This window comes from Methylosinus sp. DMC45 (assembly GCF_056313885.1).
Genome location: NZ_JBQUZK010000003.1, coordinates 171,589 through 192,169 on the forward strand (window position 1 = coordinate 171,589; position 20,581 = coordinate 192,169).

Sequence of the window (20,581 nt, forward strand, 5' to 3'; positions counted from 1 at the left end):
ATCTAAGCGGACGCGCTTAGAGCCGAGGCGAGGATCGACGACCCATGATTCTGCTGCTCTTCTTCATTGCGGCGCTGGCCGCTCTGTCCATCGGCCTCCACTGGCTCATCGAGCAGCCCGGTTCGATCACGCTCGACTGGGGCGGCTATCACATAGAGACGACGCTGGTTGTCGGCGCAGCGGCGCTGCTCGCGACGATCGCGGCGATCCTCATCGCCTGGGCGATCATCGCCTATTTCTTCCAGGCGCCCGCGCGCTTGAAGCAGAGCTCCCGCGCCAAGCGCCGCGAGCGGGGCTTTCAGGCCCTGTCGCGCGGCATTGTGGCGGCCGGCGCCGGCCATCTCGCCGAGGCCAAGCGCGCCGCCAAGGAGGCGGTGAAAAATCTCGACAAGGAGCCGCTCACCTATCTGCTGCGCGCGCAGGTCGCCCAGCTCGAGGGCGACCGCGTCGGCGCCGAGACCGCCTTTCACGAGATGACGCAGCTCTCGGAGACGCGCCTTCTGGGCCTGCGCGGCCTGCACATAGAGGCCAAGCGCCGCAAGGACGACGAGGCGGCGCATCATTTCGCCGATCAGGCGCATCAGCTCGCGCCGCTGCCCTGGGCCGGCCATGCGCTGCTCGAGCATCACGGCGCCCAGGCCAATTGGGACGAGGCGCGCGTCGCCGTCGAGGCCAATCTGAAGGCCAAGGCCATCGATCTGCCGACCGCGCAGCGCCTGCGCGCCGTGGTGGAGACCGCTCTGGCGCTGGAGAAGCAGGCCGAGCATCCGAGCGAGGCGCTGCATCTCGCCCGCCAGGCGGTGAAGCGCGCGCCCGATCTGGTTCCGGCGATCACGCTGATCGGCCGCCTGCTCGCCCGTCATGGCGACAGCGCCAAAGCGCTGAAGCTGCTCGAGAAAGCCTATGCCGAGCATACGCATCCCGACATCGCCGAAGCTTTTCTCGAGATCGCGCCGAGCGAATCCAACGCCGAGCGTCTGGTCCGCGTGAGGAAATTCGCCGCCTCCGTCTCGCATGCGCCGGAGGCGGGGATCCTCGTCGCCCGCGCGGCTCTGGCGGCGCGCGATTTCGGCGCCGCGCGCAAGGCGCTGGCTCCGCTCGTCGCCGAGGGCAAGACGCCGACCGCCCAGATCTGCCTGCTGATGGCGGAGCTGGAGGACGCCGAGAACGGCCCCAGCGGGCCGGTGCGCGAATGGCTCGCCCGCGGCTCGCGCGCGCCGCGCGATCCGGCCTGGATCGCCGACGGCGTCATCTCGCGTCGCTGGGCGCCGGCCTCGCCCGTCACCGGCAAGCTCGACGCTTTCGTCTGGGCGACGCCGCCCGAGCCCGTCCGCGGCCCGACCGAGGACGCCCGCGCCGATATTCCGGCGGCGTTCCTGACCCGGCCGGAGCGGCTTCTGGAAGCCAAGATCGAGGAAGAGAGCGCGACGGCCTGACGCGCTCTACCCGCCGATCAGCACGGTCGGCAGGCCCATGACGATCTTGTTCGGCGGGCCGACCGCCTCGACGATGGTGTCGCCCTGCCGGCAGGCGGGCAGGCCGTTGATGAAGACGCTGGCGGAGCCGTCCACCACCACGCCCGGCCCATGCGGCGGGATCGGCAGCGGCGTCGCGCAGATGTGAATATCCGCGCCGCCGGCGGCGCCGCTGATCATCGATCCCATGCTGGCGGCCGCCGCGGCCTTGGTCGCCTGCTCGGCCGCCAGAGCGGCGGGCGCGCCCGGCGTGCCAGCGGCGGCCAGCGTCGCCGCCTCGGCGGCCTGGATCGTCGCGTCCGAAGTGGCTTTCGCGGATTGTATCGCCGCCACGGCCGCGCCGCCGACGCCGCGCCAGGCCGGCAATTGGCCGATGAACACATTGAAGCTGCCGGGGCCGGGCGTCAGCACCGGCGGCAGAGGATGGGCCACAGGATCGCTCACGCGCGCAGCCGGCCGTCCCATGATCCGCTCCCTATGATCTCGAGCAATGCATATCAGCCTATTCGATAGGCCATCGCCGTCAATCGCGCTGTGCGCCCGCCCATATCGCTTTCGCGGCGGAGACGATATTCTCGCGTGCATTTTCTAAAGTGAAAGGCGGCTTTCGATGAATTTCCCTTTCCCCCGAAGCGCCGGATTGGCGGCGGCGGTTCTGGCGCTCGGCTTTTGGGGAGCGCGGGCGGAAGAGACTCTTCAAGAGCTGGTCCATCGCGGGCCGGAGCTCGCCGGGCTCGAGGCGGCGGGGCTCGTCGTCGAGCAGATGGAGCTGACGCTCGGCGCGCAGAACAGCTCGCTGAAATATCGCATCGTCAATCCCACGGCGGCGCCGGCGCGGACCAATGTGGCCTTCCCCCTTCCCGAGATCGATTTTTCCGATCCAGACTCAGCCTGGTCGATTCCCGGCGCCGACCCGGTCAATTACATCGGCCTCGCCGCGACCATCGATCAAAAGCCGGCGCCGCTCGCCGTCTCGCAGAGCGCCTTCGTCGAGGGCAAGGACGTGACCGCCGCGCTGCGTCGCAGCGGCCTGCCGCTGGTTCCCATCGGCTTTTTTCACGACAAGCTCGCCGCTCTGGCGCCGGACGCCCGCGCGCGGCTCGTCAAGGATGGGCTCATCACCGAGAATGGCGTCGATCAGGCGGGAAATCCCATTTATGCGCCGCGCTGGTCGGTGCGCGGCGTGGCGACGCGCACGCTCGATCTCGCGCCGGGACAGAGCGCGCTGCTCGATTTTCGCTTTCGCTCGAGCGTCGGCGTCGCCCGCGACAGCGTGCTGCGCGAGCCGCTGCGCTCCTCCAAGGAGCTGGCGGCGGAGGTGGAGCGCCGCCGCGCCGATTATTGCCTCGATCGCGCCTTTCTCGCGGGCGTCGACAAAATGGTCTCCGCCGCTGCGGCCCGGCGTTCGACGGCGCAGGAAGCCGCCGCGCTTCCGCCCGAGAGCGCCGAGCCCGCGGCGGTGGATGCGCCGAAAAAGCCGCAACCCGCCGCGCGGATCTTCCCCGAGGCCAATGTCGCCGAGCTGCAGGAGCGCCGCATTTCCTTCGATCTCGGCGCCGGCGCGTCCGCCGCGCCGGTCCGGCAATTCCGGCTCGTCGTGGACAAGGGCAAGCCGACGCGCCTCGTGAGCTTCTGCCTCGCCGATCTGAAGAAAATCTCGCCCACCGCCTTCGAGATGCGCGCCGCTGATTTCCGGCCCTCCGGTCTGCTGCGCGTGCTGCTCCTCGGACCCAAGGATTGAGCGGGAGCGGCCCCGCCTATTGACGCGCGCCGCCCCTCTCGCCACATCGGAGCGGGGCCTCGAGGGGCGGCCTGCTGAAACTGGTCGGAGCCGATGCGCGTCTTTTCCCTCGTCTGTCTCTCCCTGCTCGCCGCCGCCGCCGCGCGGGCCGAAGCCCCCGCCGCCGAGCCTTCCCAGAGCGAGGCCGGCCGCTTCGCCATGAGCCCGGCGGAAGGCGGAATGCTGCGGCTCGACAAGCAGACCGGCGCGGTCTCCTTCTGCACGGTGGAGGGCGGGCTCTCCGTCTGCCGCGTCGCCGCGGAGGAGCGCGCCGCGCTGCAGGAGGAGATCGACCGCCTCGCCCGCGAGAATGCGCAATTGCGCGCCAAGCTCCCCGGCGCCGCGCCCGAGGCGACGGCTCCTCGCAAGGGCCTGCCCGGAGAGGAAGAGTTCGAGCGCGCGCTCTCCTTTACCGAGCGATTCCTGCGGCGCATGATGCAGCTCTTCCGCGAGGAGGCTCCCAAGGGCGACAGCCTCTGATAGAATTTCGCGTGATCGCTTCGCGTCGATCACGCCGCAATCGAGAGCGAAGGACGCATGGCCTCCAATAGTCGACTCCATGATTTTCTCGGCGGCTCGCCGCTGCAAGTGCTCGTCAAGCTGCTGTTCGTCTCGCTGGTCGTCGGCGCGCTGCTGATGTGGCTGGAGATCGAGCCCATGGATCTCGTCCATGGCGCGCGGCGCTTCTTCGATCGCATCTCCTCGCTCGGCTTCGGCGCGGTGCACACGGTCATCGGCTATGTGATCACCGGCGCGGTCATCGTCGTGCCGATCTGGTTCGTGCTGCGGCTCTTCAATTCCGGGCGGCGCTAGAGAAAATTCTTGCGCGAGGCAGCGCGCGCGAGGATGACGGCGCGAGCGCCCGGGCGAATCGCCCGCCGGCCATTCCCGAGGGGTCACAATGTCCGCAACTCTAGGCAAGAGATCGACCGTCTATCGCTATCTGACCGGTCCCGACGATGTGGAGTTCTGCAAGCGCGTCACCGAGGCGCTGAGCCTCGGCTGGTCGCTCTATGGCTCGCCGACGCTGACCTTCGACGTGACGAAAGGCAAGGTGATCTGCGGTCAGGCGATCACCAAGGACGTTTATGATTTCAAATACACGCCGGACGTGAAACTCTCCGAGCTGTGACAGGATAGATGGATTGGCGGGACGAAGGGCTCGTCATCGGCGTCAAGCGCCACGGCGAGTCCGCTGTCATATTGGAGCTGATGACGCGCGCCCATGGCCGTCACGCCGGCATGGTGCGCGGCGGCGCCGGCCGCGCGCTGCGCTCCGTGCTGCAGCCGGGCAATAGCGTCGAGGTCGCCTGGCGGGCGCGGCTCGAGCAGCATCTCGGCGCTTTCGCCGTGGAGCCATTGCGCTCGCGGGCGGCGCGGCTCATCGACCGCGCCTTCGCCCTGCATGGCGTCGGCCATCTCTGCGCGCTGCTGCGGCTGCTGCCGGAGCGCGATCCGCATGGCGAATTGTTCGACATGGCCGAGGTCATCGCCGACCGGCTCGATTCGCTCGATCTCGCCCCGGCGCTGATGGCGCGATTCGAGCTGGCGATGCTGGCGGCGCTCGGCTTCGGCCTCGATCTCGAGCGTTGCGCGCTGACGGGGGAGACGGCCGATCTCGCCTATGTGTCGCCCAAGACCGGGCGGGCGGTCGCGCGCGCCGCCGGCGCGCCCTGGCGCGATCGTCTGCTGCCCTTCCCCGATTTTCTACGCCAGCCGGCGCCGGCCGGGGCGGAGGCCGGGGAGCTGGCGGCGGCCTTTCGCCTCACCGGGCATTTTCTGCAGCGCGACGTCTTCGGCCCGCGCGGCCTCGCCGCGCCGCAGGCGCGTGGGCTCTATATGGCCGCCGTGGCGGCGTCGGATGCGAGCCTGAAGGCTCGCGGTCCAACGCGCCCCCAGGACCGCGAGCCTTCAGGCTCGCTCGAGGCGCTCACTCCTGCTCGCACACCACGCGGCGCTCATGACGGCTGACGCCATAGCCTTCGTCGACCGGCACTTCCACTTCCTTGCACAGCGCCTGCGGCGAGGCGCCGTGGCGCGCGTCCTTCTTCTCCGCCGAATCATCGTGCAGAAAGGGCAGCCAGTCGAACAGCGAGGCTTCGAGCGCCATGGAGCGGACGCTGGCCCCCGCGAGGGCGGCGGCGACGAAAAACGCGAGCAGGAGAGGCTTCTTCATGAGATGCGGCTCGAAAAGACGGAGGCGCCACAGGACGCCGAAAGCTGCGCTGTCTTAGTGGAAGCACGCAGCGACGGCAATGGTTCACGCCAGAGTCGCGGCGGGATATAAGCGCACGCAGTAAACGCCGAAAGGGCGGGAGTCGGCGAGATGGCGAAAAGCGGAACGACGACAGACGAAGGCGGCGGAGATGCGCTGCCGGTGGAATTGCGCACGGCGCTCGAGGAGCGATACCTCACCTATGCGCTCTCGACGATCACCGGACGCGCGCTGCCGGATGCGCGCGACGGATTGAAGCCCGTGCATCGGCGCATTCTCTACGGCATGCAGATGCTGCGGCTGGACCCGAACACGCCGTTCAAGAAATGTGCGAAGATCGTCGGCGATGTGATGGGCTCCTTCCATCCGCATGGCGATCAGGCGATCTACGATGCGCTGGTGCGCCTCGCGCAGGATTTCTCCTCGCGCTATCCGCTCGTCGACGGGCAAGGCAATTTCGGCAATGTCGATGGCGACGCCGCCGCCGCCTATCGCTACACGGAAGCGCGCATGACCGCGGTCGCGCGTCTGCTGCTCGAGGGCATCAACGAGGACGCGATCGACTTTCGCCCCAATTATTCGGGCGAGGAGCAGGAGCCGGTGGTGCTGCCGGCGGCCTTCCCCAATCTTCTCGCCAATGGCGCGCAAGGCATCGCCGTCGGCATGGCGACCTCCATTCCGCCGCATAATCTCAATGAGCTGTGCGACGCCGCGCTCTATCTGATCTCGCATCGCAGCGCCAACGCCGAGCAATTGCTCACCTTCGTGCAAGGGCCGGATTTTCCGACCGGCGGCATTGTCGTCGATCCGCGTCCGCAGATCATCGAGACCTATCGCACGGGGCGCGGCTCCTTCCGCCTGCGCGCGCGCTGGCACAAGGAGGAGACCGCGCGCGGGCAATGGGTCGCGGTCGTCACCGAGATTCCCTATGGCGTGCAGAAATCGCGCCTCATCGAGAAGCTCGCCGAGCTGGTCGTCGAGAAGAAGGCGCCGCTCGCCGGCGATGTGCGGGACGAATCGGCCGAGGATGTGCGCGTCGTCATCGAGCCGCGCACGCGCGCCGTCGATCCGGCGCTGATGATGGAGACCTTGTTCAAGCTCTCCGAGCTGGAGGTGCGTTTCCCCGTCAATATGAATGTGCTCGTCGACGGCGCCGTGCCGCGCGTCGTCTCGCTGGACGAGGCTCTGCGCCAATGGCTCGACCATCGCCGCGAGGTGCTGGAGCGCCGCTCGCGTCATCGGCTCGGCGAGATCGTGCGCCGGCTCGAGGTGCTCGAGGGCATGATCATCGTCTTCCTCAATCTCGACGAGGTGATTCGCATCATCCGCGAGGAGGACGAGCCCAAGCAGGCGCTGAAGGCGGCTTTCGAGCTCACCGACGTGCAGGTCGATTATATTCTCGACACGCGCCTGCGCGCGTTGCGCAAGCTGGAAGAGATGGAGCTGCGCAAGGAGCACGCGAAGCTGCTCGAGGAGAAGACGGAGGTCGAATCGCTGCTCGCCGACGAGGCCAAGCAGTGGAAGACGATCACCACGCAGATTCGCGAGCTGAAGAAGACAATTCTCGCCGACGCCAAGCTGGCCAAGCGGCGCACCACTTTCGAGGATGCGCCGGAGGCGACCGACATCGATCTCGCCGAGGCGCTGATCGAGCGCGAGCCGATCACCATCGTCGTGACGCAGAAGGGCTGGATACGCGCGCTGAAGGGCCATGTGGCCGATCTGACGCAGCTGCAGTTCAAGGGCGACGATGCGCTGGAGACCTCCTTCTTCGCGCAGACGACCTCCAAGGTTTTGGCGCTCGCCTCGAATGGCAAGGCCTATACGCTGGACGCCGCCAAGCTGCCGGGCGGGCGCGGCTATGGCGAGCCGATAAGGCTGATGGCCGACATCGACGAAGATGCGGCGATCGTGAAGGTGCTGCCGCAGACGCCGGACGCGCTGCTGCTGCTGATCGCCGATGACGGCCGCGGCTTTGTCGTCTCGCAGAACGACCTCGTCGCGACGACGCGCAAGGGCCGCGCCGTCTTCAATGTCGAGGAGACGACGAAGCTGAAGATCGTGACGCCGGCGGAGGGCGACCATGTCGCCATCATCGGCGAGAATCGCAAGCTGCTGGTGTTCCCGCTCGCCGAGGCGCCGCAAATGGCGCGTGGCAAGGGCGTGCGTCTGCAACGCTACAAGGATGGCGGGGTCGCCGACGCCAAGGTCTTCGCGCTCGCCGACGGACTGACCTGGGTCGATTCGTCGGGCCGCACCTTCACCGTGGACAAGCGCGAGCTGAGCGAATGGATCGCCCATAGGGCGGAAGCGGGGCGCCTGCCGCCGCGGGGGTTCCCGAAGAGCAATCGATTCGGGGGGTGAAATGGAGAGGCGTTTCCGCAGCGAAGCGCTCCGCGCGCTTCATGAGATCGCAGAGGACCTCGCGGCGGTCGGCGCGATCGACGAAGCGACGATGAGCCGCCTCACTCTCGCATGTCTCGTCTCTACGCCACTTTCAGTGATCGAAACTGTCGCTGAGAAGCCGAAGTCGGCTTCCGAGGGTTGATTGTATAGACAATAAGTATAGATTGCTATGCTCGAGTGGGACGAGAACAAGCGCATCGCCAATGTCGCCAAGCATGGGCTCGACTTTGCCGTGGCTGGGCTGCTTTTCGATGGCAGACCGACGATCACCGCGCGATCAGCGAATGCTGCAGAGGCGAGATTCGTGACAGTGGGCCGTATCGATGAAAAATTCTACACGATCATCTGGACTTGGCGCGGCGAGACGCGCCGAATCATCTCGTTCAGGCGCGCGCGCCGCGCCGAAGAAGGAGCGTATCGTCAGGTACACGGATGAAGAATTGCGATCATTGCGCGATGAGAGCGATTGGAAGCGCGCAGAGGCCCTGACCCAAGAGCAGATCGAAGCCGCTATCGCTTCGGATCCTGACGAAGCCGACATGATCGTCGATTGGTCGACCGCTTCGGTGGAGCTGCCGCAGCCGAAGGCCGTGCTCAACATGCGCGTCGACCAGGATGTGCTCGAATTCTTTCGTCGGCAGGGCAAAGGATATCAGACCAAGATCAACGCCGTCCTACGCTCCTATGTGGAGCAGGCGAATCGCAAATCGCAGCCCCCTGCGCGGAACCCTACAACCCCGGATCGTGCGACTCGTCGATGATCTGATCCATCGTCAGCGCCGGCTCGGCCGCGCCGACATCGCCGATGACGCGGGCCGGCACGCCGGCGACCGTCTTGTGCGCCGGCACCGATTCCAGCACCACCGAGCCCGCCGCTATGCGCGCGCGCTCGCCGATCTCTATGTCGCCGAGCAGCTTGGCCCCCGCGCCGATCAGCACGCCATGGCGCACCTTGGGATGGCGCGCGCCGCCCGCAGTGCCGGAACCGCCGAGCGTCACCCCATGCAGCATGGAGACGTCATGCTCTATGACGCTGGTGGCGCCGATCACCACGCCGGTCGCGTGATCGAGAAAGAAGCCGGCGCCGATTCGCGCCTGCGGGTGGATGTCGGTCTGGAAGCGCGCCGAGGCGAGGCTCTGGAGCCAGAGCGCGAGATCGCTGCGGCCGGAGCGCCACAGCCCATGCGCCAGCCGATAGCTCTGAATGGTGTGGAAGCCCTTGAAATAGAGCGCCGCCTCGAGCAGCCGCGTGCAGGCCGGATCGCGGTCGAATACGGCCATGAGATCGGCCCGCAACGCTGCGCCCAGGGCCGAATCGCGCGCCATCTGATCGTGGCAGAGCCGCTCTATGACCGTCGCCGGCAGCTCCGGCGCCGCGAGGCGCTGCGCGATTCGATGCGCGATCACCGCCTCGAGGCTGTCCTGCGCCAGGACGGCCGCATAGAGAAAGGCGGCCATATTGGGCTCGCGGCCCGCGGCGGCCTCGGCCTCCGCCGAGAGGCGGGCGAAAAGCGGATCGACGCCGGAGAGGGCGACGAGCCGGGCGGGGGCGCTGTCGGTCATGGCGTCGCTCCGCGGCCTATTCCCGCTGCGCGAGGAAATCGAGCACCGCCTGCTTGAAGACGCGGTCGCCGACGGCGCGATTATGGTCGCGGCCGGGAATATCGACGATATGGGCGTCCGGGAACAAGGGCTCGAGCGGATGCGGATCGCCGGCCACCTCGTCGCGCGTGCCGACGCAGATCAGCACGGGGACCTTTATCGCGGCGAGCCGGGCGCGGTCGACGATCTGATTCGGCCCGCGCGCGCAGGCGGCGAGCGACAGCAGATCGGCGCGCGTGGCCTCGGCGAAGCCGCGGAACATCTTCAGCAGCGGGTCGTCGATATCCTCTATGCGCTCGGCCTCCATGGCCTCGGCCAGGCCGCGCGGCAGGCCCGTGGTCACGAGATTGCCGCCGATGCCGCCGAGCACGAGCGAACGGACGACCTCGGGATGATTCAGCGCCAGCGTGACGGCGATTCGCGCGCCCATGGAATAGCCCATCACATCGGCGCGGGCGACGCCGAGGCTCGCGAGCAGATTGGCGACGTCCCCGGCCATCAGCGCGAGGTCATAGGCGGCGGGATCGTAAATCTTCTCCGAGCGGCCGTGGCCGCGATTGTCCAGCACGATGACGCGCCGACCATCCTCGGTCAAAGTCTTGACCCATTGGGGAAAGAGCCAGTTCACGGCATGCGTCGAGGCAAAGCCGTGAATGAGAACGATCGGCTCCCCACGATCCTCCGTCAGCGGCGGAAAATCGATATAGGCGATCTGCGCGCCATTCGACCCGAACTCGTCCATCATCAATCCTATTTTATTACATTCAAGGAGCGTCGGCATCAGGATCGTCGGTAATTATCGCAGCCGTAGGGCAGCGCAAGCGTCTTGGCGGGGGAAATATCTTCCTATTGCCAAGCGGCCTCGTAGCCGCTAAACGACCTCTCCACCGGTTCGACGCAACTTCGTGACGCGGAACGGACCGTAAGGCGCCCGTAGCTCAGCTGGATAGAGCACCAGACTACGAATCTGGGGGTCAGGAGTTCGAATCTCTTCGGGCGCGCCATTTTTCCTTAAAAAATCTGGACGGCATCCGCCTGCGCTCGGCGCGGGCTCCGCTCGCAGATTTGCGCGGAGCCGAATCGGCACAGGCTTCGGCGGGAGCGCGCGGCAGGCCGTCGAAGGCGGCCCGTCACGGATAGGAGAATTCGAAGCTCTGCGTGAAGCCGTTCGGCAGGCTGAAGAATGCATTGGTCGACGTCGGCGGCGGCTCGAGAATTATGCCGGCCGCATTGACGAAATTCAGCGTGTCGCTGCCGCTGACGGTGAATGACGTCGGCGCGCCATTCGTCGAGACCACGCCGGACCAGCTCAAAAGCTCATTGATCACGAAATTATAGGTGTTCGTCTGCGCCGCGGCGCCGCTCTGGGGATAATAGACGATAGTGGCGCCGAATGCGCCGTTGAAGGACGCCGAGGTCTGGCCCGCAGTGTAATTTATGCTCGCCGCATCGACCGACAGAGCGATCAGAAAATAGCCATAGCCGGGAAAGCTCGCCCGCAGCGTTATGGTGGTCGTCGTTCCCGAGACGCTCTGCGAGACGAAAGTCGGCGTCACGCAGCCCCATACGCAAAATCCATTCGCGAAGAGCGCGCCCACCGCGCCGCTGGCGGGATTGCCGGGATCGATCGTCACGCCGGAGGAGCCCGTCCCGCCCCCCGTGACGGGGTGCTGGGCGTGCTGAGCGGCGACGATGGCGGCGAGAGCCTGGCGCGTCTGCGTCGCGACCGTCTGATTATTCGTCTGCGCGCGGCTCTGCGCTATGCCGGCGCCGCCCCAATGCGCGCCGATGGCCCCGAGCCCGGCCCAAGGCGTGCGATCGGGCTCCCGAAGAGAGCCGAGATGCGCGAGCGCCTGCGCGCCCGTCGGCAGCGCGCCGAGGCCGGCGCCGCCGGTCTGGCCCGGCAGGCTGGCGAATTGCCGGTCGAAGCCCTCGATCGACGCCTCGCCGGCCGGCGCGGGATCGGACATCTCCTCGCCGCCCGAGCCGATGACCACGCCATAGCCCGGTCGCGTCAGCCGAATGCGCCGGCCTTTTGCGGTGACGATGGTGGCGACGCCATTCAGCAGCACGATCTCGTCGCAGCCGCCCGGCTGCGCGATCTCGCGGCAATCGGCGCCGCCGACGCGCACCAGCACCATGCCGCCGCGCACGGCGATGGTCGCCGAGGGCGTCTTGATCTCCATGCCGGCGCCATGGCTCACCTCGCCGCCGATGAAACGCAGCGCGCCTTTGGTGATGGAGAGGCTCTGCTTGCCGGCGCCGGCGGCGGCGTCATAGACGAAACGATCGATCGTCACCGAGCTGTTCGCTCCGACGCCGAGCGTCGATTTGTCGAGAAAGACGATCTGCGCGCGGCCTTCGGCCTTGGTGTCGATGCGCTCGCGATCGACGACGCCATAGCCGAGCGTCAATCCTTTGGCGGAACCGCCGGGCGGCGTTCCTTGCGCCGCCTGATTGACCGCGCCGACATTGCCGACGACATCCGCGCGGACATTCGTCGCGCAAAGGCCAAAGAGCGCGAGGAGCGCCGCGTGGAGCAGATTTCGCATCGCCTCCCCTTCGTCAGAATCTCGCGGTCGGGCCGAATGTCAGCGAGACATTCTGCATCTTGAAGCTCGATATGTTCGAATCGTTGCGCAGAAATTCGAGATGGCCGGAGACGCCCAGCTCCGCCGTGATCGGCGCGTCCAGCGCGAGCCCATAGGTCCAGGCGTCGTCGCGTCGCACGCGGAACGGATCGAGCGCGGGATTGGCGATATCGAAAGCGATCTGCGTGAAGCGCGCGTAGGGCGCGATGGTCCATCGCCGCGGCATTTCCGCGAGCGGCGGATCGACCTCCACGCGCAACATCGCCTGCAGATCGAATTGATCGGAGGCCTGCGTCGCGACATAGGCCGCCGCGCGCGAGAAGGCGCCGCGTCCCTCGAGACGCACATTGTCGAAAATGCGCAGGCTGACGCCGAGCGAGCCGGTGACGACATCGCCGCTCGCGATCGTCGCCACCGTCTGCGCGCCGCTTCCCGATGCGGAGCCGGAATTGACCCAGAGCCGCGACCATTCGAAACCCGGCTCCAGCGACAGCCGATCGCCGAAGGCCTGACGCAGACTGAAGCCGGCGCCGCCCGTGTTGAGATAGTTGAGATTGCCGACGAGCGCGGCCGAGCCCGAGACATAGGGCTTCACCGAAAGGCCCGGCGCAATCTCCGCGAGGCCGAAGCGCGGCCCCACGGAGAGCGAAAACAAGGCGACGTTATATTGCGACAGAGCGAATTGCTGCGTCGCATAGGCCAGCCCGCGCGTCTCCAGCGTGTCGCCGCGCTGATTCTGGAAATCATAGTCGTGCGTCAGCTGCGCCTGCTCGAAAGTGTTGGCGTCGGACTGCCGTCCGGTGACGCCGCCGGGCGTCTGCACGCCGCCGACGTCGAAGAGCCCGCTCGACGGCAAATAGGCGGCGTTGGATTGCGTGCGCACGCCGATCTGCAAATTTCCCGAGAGACGGCTCGCCTGCGTATGTCTCTCGATATCGGGAAGCTGCGCCTCGATCTGCGCTCTCTGCGCAGCGTCGAGATCCGCCGATTTCAACGCCGCGCGCAGATTGTAGAGCGCGCTCTGATAGGCGCCGATGCGCGCATAGAGAAAGCCGAGCTCCTTGCGCGCGCGGCCGAGAGCCGGATTATACATCAGCAAGCGCTCGAGCGCGCCGATCGCGGCCTCGTCATGCAGCTCCGTCGCGAGCCGAATATAGGCGTAGGTCTGCTCGTAATCGGTCGGACGCATGCGGACGTGGGCCGCCAGCCGATCCAGCTCCGATTGCTCGGGCGCCTGCTCCGAATGCGCGGAAGCGTCGCAGCGCGCAACGCAAGCGATCAGCAGGAGAGCACTGATTTTAGTCCTTGTCGCCAACTCTCGCCCCGACGCGCACGCCGCACTGAAAGCAATTTATTGCTAAACCTTTGCTCAATTGCGTCATTTTTGGGGCTGCGTCAAGAGCCGCGGCCTTGGCCACAGAGCCCCGAAGCCGGACCGCAGCAATGTTCCAGCGTCATGATCGCGGTCGGCATCCGCGCCACGACGACGGAATGCCGCTGGCATGAGCGGAACGTCGCCGCTTCATCTCCATTCGAAGCCGAAGGCGCCCTCGCTCACCGTCACCCGCGCCTCGCGCAGCTCCTCCTTTGCGAGCGAGCGCTTCAGGAATTCGCGCGAGAGCGAGGGGAGCAGCGTGTTGGTGATGATGTTGTCGATGATGCGTCCGCCAGAATCGGGATCATTGCATTGCGCGACAATGTGATCGACCACCGCGTCGTCATAGACGAAGGCCGCCTTGTGGTTCTCTTCTATGCGCTTGCCGATGCGGTTCAATTGCAGCCGCACAATGCCGGACAGCATCTGCGGCGACAGCGGGAAATAGGGAATGGCGACGATGCGCCCGAGCAGCGCCGGCGGGAAGACGCGTTGCAGCTCCGGCCGCAGCGCGGCGGCGAGCGCTTCCGGGTCATCGTGATAGGCGGGATCGGCGCCGAGCTCCATGATGAGATCGGTTCCGACATTGGAAGTGAGGATGATCAGCGTATTCTTGAAATCGATGCGCCGGCCCGAGCCGTCCTCCATCTGCCCCTTGTCGAAGACCTGAAAGAAAATCTCATGCACATCGGGATGCGCTTTCTCGATCTCGTCGAGCAGCACGACGCTATAGGGCTTGCGCCGCACCGCCTCGGTGAGGCGGCCGCCCTCGCCATAGCCGACATAGCCGGGAGGCGCGCCCTTCAGCGTGGAGACCGTATGCGCCTCCTGAAACTCCGACATGTTGATGGTGATGATGTTCTGCTCGCCGCCGTAAATGGCTTCGGCGAGCGCCAGCGCCGTCTCCGTCTTGCCGACGCCGGAGGGGCCGCAGAGCATGAAGACGCCGATTGGCTTATTGGGATTGTCGAGCCGCGCGCGATTGGTCTCGATGCGCTTTGAAATCATCGCGAGGCCATGACTCTGACCGACGACGCGCTTGTTCAAAATCTCCGGCAGGCGGAGAATATTCTCGATCTCGTCCTTCACCATGCGGCCGACAGGAATGCCTGTCCAATCGGAGACGACGGCGGCGACCGCCTGCTCGTCGACATGCGGATAAATGGCGCGCGTCTCGGGATCGAGCGCGGCCAATGCGCCGAGCTTTTCCGTCAGCTTCGCGCGCTCGCTCTCCTGCGCGCTCTCCTCTTGCGTCTGCGCGAGAATCTCGCGCAGCGAGCGCACCTCGTCGACGATGGATTTCTCTTGGCTCCAAGCGCTCTCCAGCAGGCCGAGCCTGTCCTTCGCCGCGGCGATCGCATCGTCGATCTCATTCACGCGCGCGCGCGTGTCGGCGCCGAGATCGCGATCGGCGAGCAGCGCCGCCTTCTCCTGCGCGAGATGGTCGATCTCGACGCGCTTGTCCGCGATGGCGGCGGGCGTCGTCGATTGGCTGATGGCGACGCGCGCGCTCGCCGTGTCCAGCAGGCTCACCGCCTTGTCCGGCAATTGCCGCGCGGGGATGTAGCGTTGCGACAGCGCGACGGCGGCGGTGATGGCGGCGTCGGAAATGCGCACGCCATGATGCTTCTCCATCGGCGCGAGAATGCCGCGCAGCATGGCCGCCGCGCGCGCCGCGTCCGGCTCGTCGATCTGGATCGGCTGGAAGCGGCGCGTCAGCGCCGGGTCCTTCTCGAAATATTGGCGATATTCGCTCCATGTCGTCGCGGCGATGGTGCGCAACGTCCCGCGCGCGAGCGCCGGCTTCAGCAGATTGGCGGCGTCGCCCGTGCCGGCCGCGCCGCCGGCGCCGATCAGCGTATGCGCCTCGTCGATGAAGAGAATGATCGGCTTCGGCGATTTCTGCACCTCGTCGATGACGGAGCGCAACCGCTGCTCGAACTCGCCCTTCATCGAGGCGCCGGCCTGCAGCAGACCGACATCGAGCGCGCGCAGAGTGACGTCGCGCAGCGGCGGCGGCACGTCGCCGGAGACGATCGCCTGCGCGAATCCTTCCACCACCGCCGTCTTGCCGACGCCGGCCTCGCCGGTGAGGATCGGATTATTCTGCCGCCGACGCATCAGCACATCGACGATTTTTCTGATTTCCTCGTCGCGGCCCAATATGCGATCCATCTCGCCGGAGCGCGCGCGCGCGGTCAAATCCTGCGAGAAGCGATCGAGCGCCGTCTGGCCGCGCGTCTCGCCCGCTGCGGCGCCGGCGCCGCTCGTCGGCGCGAGGCCGCTGCCGTCTATGGGGCGCAGATTCTCTTCGTCCGAGCGCGCGAGAATCTTCTTATGCTCGTCGAGCAGCGCATCGACGGCGATCTTGGCGAATTCGCGCGAGACGGCGAGCAGCGCGGCGCGCAGCCGATCCGTCTTCAGCACGCCGACCAGCACATGGCCGGTGCGAATCTGCGCCTCGGCGAAGAAGAGCGTGGAATAATGCCAGCCGCGATCGAGCGCCTCGATCACCGCGCCGGAATAATAGGGCGTCTCCGTCTGGCTCGGCGTCAGCGCGCCGATCGCGCGCTCCACATCGAGGAGCAGCTTGGCGCGATCGAGATTGAAATGATCGGCGATCACATCGACGTCGGAGCCGGTCTTCTCCAGCATATGCAGCAGCCAATGGGCGAGCTCGACATAGCGATTGCCGAGGCTTTTCGCTTGGCGATGCGCTTTGGCGATCGTCTCGAAGCCGACGAGATTGAGCTTGCCGGTGACTGTCTCGAGTCCAATGTCGGTCATGATTTCATCGCCTCCGCTTCGCGTCTGGCTTTTTCGCGCTCATGCCTCTTGCGCTCCGCAGGCTGGAAGCGCGCATCGGCCCGATAGCCGTCTTTCCTCGATGCATTTTCGTCGACGAGCCAGCTCGTCCAGCCGAGTCGCGCGCCGCCCGCAGGCCCCGCGGCGGAATCGGATGTGAGCCGGATGGGCTCGACACAGCGCGCCGGCACGGCGAGCTCGACATCCCAATCGATCTCGTCGCCGACATAAAAAAACAAAATATCGACGAGCCGATCGCAATCGTCGCCGACCGGCAGGAATTTGCGATATTGCGCCATATCGGCGACGTAGAGCCGCACGCGAATCTTGTCCTGCACGCTGAAGGATGCGGCGCCGACGAGGAAATCCACGCCGAGCGTGCTGTTGCGTCCGCCCAGATGCGAACGCTCGCGCGCGTCGAACTCCAGCCAGGAGCCGATGAATTCGTCGATCTCCGTCTCGACGCGCAACATGCCGCGAATGGCTTGACGCAGACGCGAGGCGGATTTCACCTGCGGGCCGAGCAGGCCCGCATAGAGCCCGACGCCCTCCGGTATGAAGCTCTCGCGACGCGCGCCGTCATGCTTGCCCGGCGTCGTGTCGAAGGCCTGCGAGCCGACGCCGACCATCGAGGTCACATAGGCGCCGAAGCGGTCATAGTCCGGCCGGTCCGCCTGCACGATGGGACGCGCATCGGCCCAGGCGCGGAAGAACAATTGGATGAAGCGATTGTTGAAGAGATCGAGGAAATGGATGAAAGACAAATCCTCCGCCTGCGCATAGGCGAAGGCTTCCTCGGTCAAATGATAGGGCAGCGGACCCTGCGGGCCGAGCAGGCCGAGAAAGGCCGAGACGATATGCACGCGATCGGCCGGCGTCTGCGCCCGCGCAATGACGTCGGCGGGCGGGAGCGGCTTGTTCCAGCGTGGCGCGATCTCACGCAGCGTCGAGCCTGGAAACGCCATCCACGGCTCTTGCCCGAAGGTGAGTGCGGCCTCGCGCGCGAATTGCTCCGAGCCGAGCCGCACCACCTCGTCGCGGCGCGTGGCGCTGTCGCCGATGCGCGGGCGCGGCTGCGCGAACACGCTGTCGCCCTCGAGCCGCTGACCGAGGCTGCGCTCGACGCGGCGCATCATGTCGAGAAAGTCATGGCGCCAGGGCTCGCGCCGCATTTTTTCGAAATAGCTCAAAGCGCCCTCCGCGCGCCGAGCCTCGCCGGCCAACGCATGATCTCGCCGCGCTCGGTCGTTCGCAGAACGAGCTGGGTGAAATGATTGAAGGCGGCATATTCGCAATAGAAGCGATCGAGGATCGCGCCGAGCAGAAAGGCGCCGGTTCCTTCGAAGGCCTTCTCGTCCAGTGTCACGGTCACTTCGGTGCCGCGCGCCGGACCGACGCCGCCGCCGCAACGAATGCGCCGCACGACGGGCCGGCTGTCCACCGACAGCACGCCGCGCACGCGCCTTTCGCCGGCGGCGTCATTGGGCTCGGTGAAGGTCGTCAATATCTCGCGCAGCGCGCGGGCGTTGTCGCCCGCCTCGCGCTCCGTGAGGCCGAGATGATTGAGGCTCAGCATGTTGATGAGCCGCCAGGAGACCGTCCCCATATGCGCGGTCTCGGCGCGGCGGCGCTGATAGGACACGAGCGGCTCGCCCGGCCGCGTCGGGCCGGCGACGCAAACGAGATCGAGCTCGACATCGTCGGCGAGGCGAAAATCGACGCGGTTCTGGCCGATCGGCAGATGCTCGGGCAAATGGCGATTAGAGCAGAGCGCGCGAATGCTCAGCTCGGCGACGCCGATGTTCTCATCCAACGCGCCCGTGTCGCTCAGCGAGATGAAGAGATCCGTGCCGAAATAATCGCCCGCCGGCCCGTAGCGCTTCTCCTCGATCGTGCGCCGGCGCGGCGCGCGGCGGATGGTGTATTGCAGCGCATTCTTCTCGCGCAGATCAGTGGAGGAGGCGTAGAGCGGCCGCACCGGGCGCTTTTCGACGCTGCCGGGAAAATGCGCGAAGACGTCGATGAGCCGATGCGGCTCGTAGTCGAGATAGCGGCTCTTGTCGGGCACGACATGATATTCGTGCTGATTGGCTTTGACGGAGACGCGATCGGTCGCCATCTCGAAGAGATTGACCGCCGGCGCCGCATAGAGCGCGAACATGTCCTTCTGCACGCTGGCGGCCAGCGCGCTATTGACCTCGTCGAAGCCGAAGACGATGTCGATGACGCGCGAAGGCAGGCGGCTCGTCACCTTCTCGCGATCGAGCGCGAGCTCGAAGCCAAGAAACTTGCGCGAGAACATGAAATATTCATGCAGCAGATCGAAGCCGCGGAAGATGCGATCGTCGCGCGGCAACAGCGATTCCTGCTCATCCATGCCGAGCTGGCGGAGACAGTTCTTCGGCGCCTCTATGACGGTGGCGTCATTATTGGCGTCGACGTAGCGGAACCACACGCCCGTGCAATGGCCGAAGATCTGCTCATAGATCGCATTGGCGTGCGCCTCGGCGCCGGCGAGATGGAAGGGCAGCTCCGTCGCCTTATTGTCGCTGAACAGCGACCAGGGCTGCGGCGGCGCAGCCTTCTCGCGCGCGTCGTCGGCGGGGTCCGACGTCGCGGCGACGACGAGCGTGATGCGCATGCCGGCGACGGTCTCGCGGCGCACATTGATCTTGAGCGGCTGCAGCGCGGCGGCGCTGGTGAAATATTCCGCGGATTTTATGTAGAAGGGCCAGAGGCGGATGGGCGCCGTCAGCGTGTAGCGGCAGGCGATCTCCTTATCGGCCTCGAGATAGGCAGCGTCGATCTGCGCGCCGCGCGGGAACAGACGGCCGTCGGCGAGCGCGGAGTCGCCATATTTCGGCAGCGCCTTCACCAGCATGGCGGAGGGCGTCGGCGCGAGATAATGCGGAACCAGCTGCTCAAGGAGATTATTGGCGAATTCGGGAAACTCGTGCTTGATCTTCAATTGCACGCGCGCGGCGAGGAAGGCGGCGCCTTCCAATAGGCCTGCGGCCATGGGATCGGCGCGGTCGCGGAGCAGCCCGCCGAGGCGCTTGGCGATCTCTGGATATTCTTCCGCGAATTCGGCGGCGTGCTCGTAGAAGAGATCGAGCTCGCGATTATAGAGATCGAGGAATTCGCGATTCATCGCTCAGCGCCGCGCAAGATGCAGCTTGCCCGTCGTTTCCTCGAATTTTGCGACGAACTCGATGGGAACGTTGAGCGGCTGGCAGAGGAGATGGCCGTCGACGATATAGCGAATCTCCTGCAGCGCTTCCGGCGAGCGGTCGCGCGTGACGCGCACGGTGCCGGGAATGAGGCGCGGCTCATATTGCTTCAGCACCGCGATGATCTCGCCATGGAGATCGCGCGCCTCCAGCTCCTCCATGGTGCGATTGGCGAGATCGGGGAAGCCGTAATTGAGGATGGAGCCGCGCACACGCGCGAAAGGCGAAAGATCGATCGTCGAATCCATCGAGACGTGATTCATCAGCGCGGCGACGTCATGCTCGACCTCCGCCTTCAGCTCCTGCTCATTGATGGGGGCGCGCTGCGGCCGCGTCTTGCGCTCCGCCTCCGGCGTTCCGCCCTCGCGGAGCAGCGCCTGGCGCTTCGCCGACTCGCGCGCCTGCTCGCGGCGGTCGCGATGCGCGGCGCGAAACACATGCATGAGAGGGGGGCTGAGCCGATCCGCCGGGCGAACGCTCGTCGTCGTCGAGGAGGTCATTGAGCTTTTTCCCGCGCGGCGTCGCGTAGCGGCGAGCGATGCGACATACGGTCGGCGGCCTCGTCGCGCGAGCGCCGCCGACACGTCATTCATCGTCAGAACGACTTGTTCTCTTTCACATTGTAGCCGCCGCTGATGCTGGGCTCCAGCGAGCCGTCGGCCTTCTGCGGGCTGTATTCCAGCTTCACCTTGGTGAAGTTGAGCGTGAAGCTCTCCGACGGCACCGCGCCGCTGTGTCCGTCGCTGTGATAGGAGGTGATGAACACATCGTTGAGCGTGATCTTGAGATATTCCTGCTGGCCGCCGCCGGCCTTGCGGACGGTGATCAGCGCCTCCTCGAAATGCTTGCCCTCGGCGGTGAATTTGAGAAGGTTCGGCGTGGATTTGTCGACGGATTTGGTGAAATGCAGATCCTGGAAATCCGCCTTGCCGGCGCCGGCGCCGCCGCCATGGCCGGAGGTGCCCTGGTTGGTCACGCCGAATCCATAGCTCGAGATTTCGATCTCGCCCTTGTGCTTGCTGTCGGACGATTCGCCTTCGACCTTGGAAGTGAACTTGAGAAAAATATCGGTCGCCATTGTCTATATCCTTTGATCGGGTTC

The 20,581-nt window shown here is 66.1% G+C and carries 20 protein-coding genes and 1 tRNA gene; 10 read left to right on the forward strand and 11 right to left on the reverse strand.

Translation table 11 applies throughout. The features are described 5' to 3' along the window. Positions 1-44: 44 nt before the first annotated feature. On the forward strand, positions 45-1,436 hold the full coding sequence (locus tag ACT53T_RS00985) for a heme biosynthesis HemY N-terminal domain-containing protein (protein WP_476159536.1): 1,392 nt from the start codon (positions 45-47) through the stop codon (positions 1,434-1,436). Positions 1,437-1,442: 6 nt separating this feature from the next. On the opposite strand, the gene ACT53T_RS00990 is transcribed toward ACT53T_RS00985, so the two are convergent. Next, positions 1,443-1,940, reverse strand: a complete 498-nt coding sequence (locus tag ACT53T_RS00990) for a PAAR domain-containing protein (RefSeq protein WP_476159537.1) — start codon at positions 1,938-1,940, stop codon at positions 1,443-1,445. 145 nt (positions 1,941-2,085) lie between these two features. On the opposite strand from ACT53T_RS00990, the gene ACT53T_RS00995 reads away from it, so the two are divergent. From ACT53T_RS00995 to recO, 5 genes are all read left to right on the forward strand, one after another. Then, positions 2,086-3,216: a DUF4424 family protein gene (locus ACT53T_RS00995; RefSeq protein WP_476159538.1), complete on the forward strand. Its 1,131-nt coding sequence runs from the start codon at positions 2,086-2,088 to the stop codon at positions 3,214-3,216. A gap of 93 nt (positions 3,217-3,309) precedes the next feature. After that, positions 3,310-3,735 carry a hypothetical protein gene (locus ACT53T_RS01000; RefSeq protein ID WP_476159540.1) on the forward strand — a complete coding sequence of 142 codons (426 nt, stop codon included), beginning with the start codon at positions 3,310-3,312 and terminating at the stop codon, positions 3,733-3,735. A 57-nt stretch (positions 3,736-3,792) separates the two neighbouring features. Next, positions 3,793-4,068 (forward strand): DUF6460 domain-containing protein, encoded by a 276-nt coding sequence (locus tag ACT53T_RS01005; protein ID WP_018267394.1) that lies wholly within the window; start codon positions 3,793-3,795, stop codon positions 4,066-4,068. An 88-nt stretch (positions 4,069-4,156) separates the two neighbouring features. Next, complete coding sequence (locus ACT53T_RS01010) at positions 4,157-4,387, forward strand: DUF1737 domain-containing protein (RefSeq protein WP_476159541.1); 231 nt, start codon at positions 4,157-4,159, stop codon at positions 4,385-4,387. Positions 4,388-4,395: 8 nt separating this feature from the next. After that, the gene (gene recO / locus ACT53T_RS01015) at positions 4,396-5,226 is read left to right on the forward strand and encodes a DNA repair protein RecO (RefSeq protein WP_476159542.1); all 831 of its coding nucleotides are present in this window, start codon (positions 4,396-4,398) and stop codon (positions 5,224-5,226) included. Here the strand turns inward: recO and ACT53T_RS01020 are convergent. Next, positions 5,186-5,431, reverse strand: a complete 246-nt coding sequence (locus ACT53T_RS01020; RefSeq protein ID WP_476159543.1) for a hypothetical protein — start codon at positions 5,429-5,431, stop codon at positions 5,186-5,188. The two genes, recO and ACT53T_RS01020, sit on opposite strands and share 41 nt — an antisense overlap. Before the next feature lie 150 nt (positions 5,432-5,581). Here ACT53T_RS01020 and parC point away from each other — a divergent pair, with 150 nt between their 5' ends. From parC to ACT53T_RS01035, 3 genes are all read left to right on the forward strand, one after another. Next, on the forward strand, positions 5,582-7,834 hold the full coding sequence (gene parC, locus ACT53T_RS01025; RefSeq protein ID WP_476159544.1) for a DNA topoisomerase IV subunit A: 2,253 nt from the start codon (positions 5,582-5,584) through the stop codon (positions 7,832-7,834). Between the two features lie 211 nt (positions 7,835-8,045). Then, positions 8,046-8,312 (forward strand): BrnT family toxin, encoded by a 267-nt coding sequence (locus ACT53T_RS01030; protein ID WP_018267388.1) that lies wholly within the window; start codon positions 8,046-8,048, stop codon positions 8,310-8,312. 13 nt (positions 8,313-8,325) lie between these two features. Beyond that, positions 8,326-8,637: a BrnA antitoxin family protein gene (locus ACT53T_RS01035; RefSeq protein WP_476159545.1), complete on the forward strand. Its 312-nt coding sequence runs from the start codon at positions 8,326-8,328 to the stop codon at positions 8,635-8,637. On the opposite strand, the gene cysE is transcribed toward ACT53T_RS01035, so the two are convergent. Both cysE and ACT53T_RS01045 read right to left on the reverse strand, forming a co-directional pair. After that, complete coding sequence (gene cysE / locus ACT53T_RS01040; RefSeq protein ID WP_476159547.1) at positions 8,606-9,439, reverse strand: serine O-acetyltransferase; 834 nt, start codon at positions 9,437-9,439, stop codon at positions 8,606-8,608. The genes ACT53T_RS01035 and cysE overlap by 32 nt on opposite strands. A gap of 16 nt (positions 9,440-9,455) precedes the next feature. Next, entirely contained in the window at positions 9,456-10,220 is a 765-nt protein-coding gene (locus ACT53T_RS01045) for an alpha/beta fold hydrolase (protein ID WP_476159717.1), read from the reverse strand. A gap of 185 nt (positions 10,221-10,405) precedes the next feature. Between ACT53T_RS01045 and ACT53T_RS01050 the strand changes: the two genes are divergently transcribed. Next, positions 10,406-10,482, forward strand: a tRNA-Arg gene (locus ACT53T_RS01050). A 126-nt stretch (positions 10,483-10,608) separates the two neighbouring features. On the opposite strand, the gene ACT53T_RS01055 is transcribed toward ACT53T_RS01050, so the two are convergent. From ACT53T_RS01055 to ACT53T_RS01085, 7 genes are all read right to left on the reverse strand, one after another. Further along, entirely contained in the window at positions 10,609-12,030 is a 1,422-nt protein-coding gene (locus tag ACT53T_RS01055) for a FecR family protein (protein ID WP_476159549.1), read from the reverse strand. A gap of 13 nt (positions 12,031-12,043) precedes the next feature. Further along, the gene (locus ACT53T_RS01060; protein WP_476159550.1) at positions 12,044-13,384 is read right to left on the reverse strand and encodes a tetratricopeptide repeat protein; all 1,341 of its coding nucleotides are present in this window, start codon (positions 13,382-13,384) and stop codon (positions 12,044-12,046) included. A gap of 207 nt (positions 13,385-13,591) precedes the next feature. Continuing rightward, positions 13,592-16,231: a type VI secretion system ATPase TssH gene (gene tssH, locus ACT53T_RS01065; protein ID WP_476159551.1), complete on the reverse strand. Its 2,640-nt coding sequence runs from the start codon at positions 16,229-16,231 to the stop codon at positions 13,592-13,594. Continuing rightward, a complete protein-coding gene (gene tssG / locus ACT53T_RS01070; RefSeq protein WP_476159552.1) occupies positions 16,228-17,439 on the reverse strand; it encodes a type VI secretion system baseplate subunit TssG in 1,212 nt (403 codons plus the stop codon). The genes tssH and tssG overlap by 4 nt, the downstream gene beginning before the upstream one ends. Next, the gene (gene tssF, locus ACT53T_RS01075; protein ID WP_476159553.1) at positions 17,436-19,400 is read right to left on the reverse strand and encodes a type VI secretion system baseplate subunit TssF; all 1,965 of its coding nucleotides are present in this window, start codon (positions 19,398-19,400) and stop codon (positions 17,436-17,438) included. Before tssF ends, tssG begins: the two co-directional genes overlap by 4 nt. 3 nt (positions 19,401-19,403) lie before the next feature. Next, entirely contained in the window at positions 19,404-19,979 is a 576-nt protein-coding gene (locus tag ACT53T_RS01080) for a type VI secretion system baseplate subunit TssE (RefSeq protein ID WP_476159554.1), read from the reverse strand. A gap of 95 nt (positions 19,980-20,074) precedes the next feature. After that, positions 20,075-20,557, reverse strand: a complete 483-nt coding sequence (locus ACT53T_RS01085) for an Hcp family type VI secretion system effector (protein WP_018267378.1) — start codon at positions 20,555-20,557, stop codon at positions 20,075-20,077. Positions 20,558-20,581: the final 24 nt, after the last annotated feature.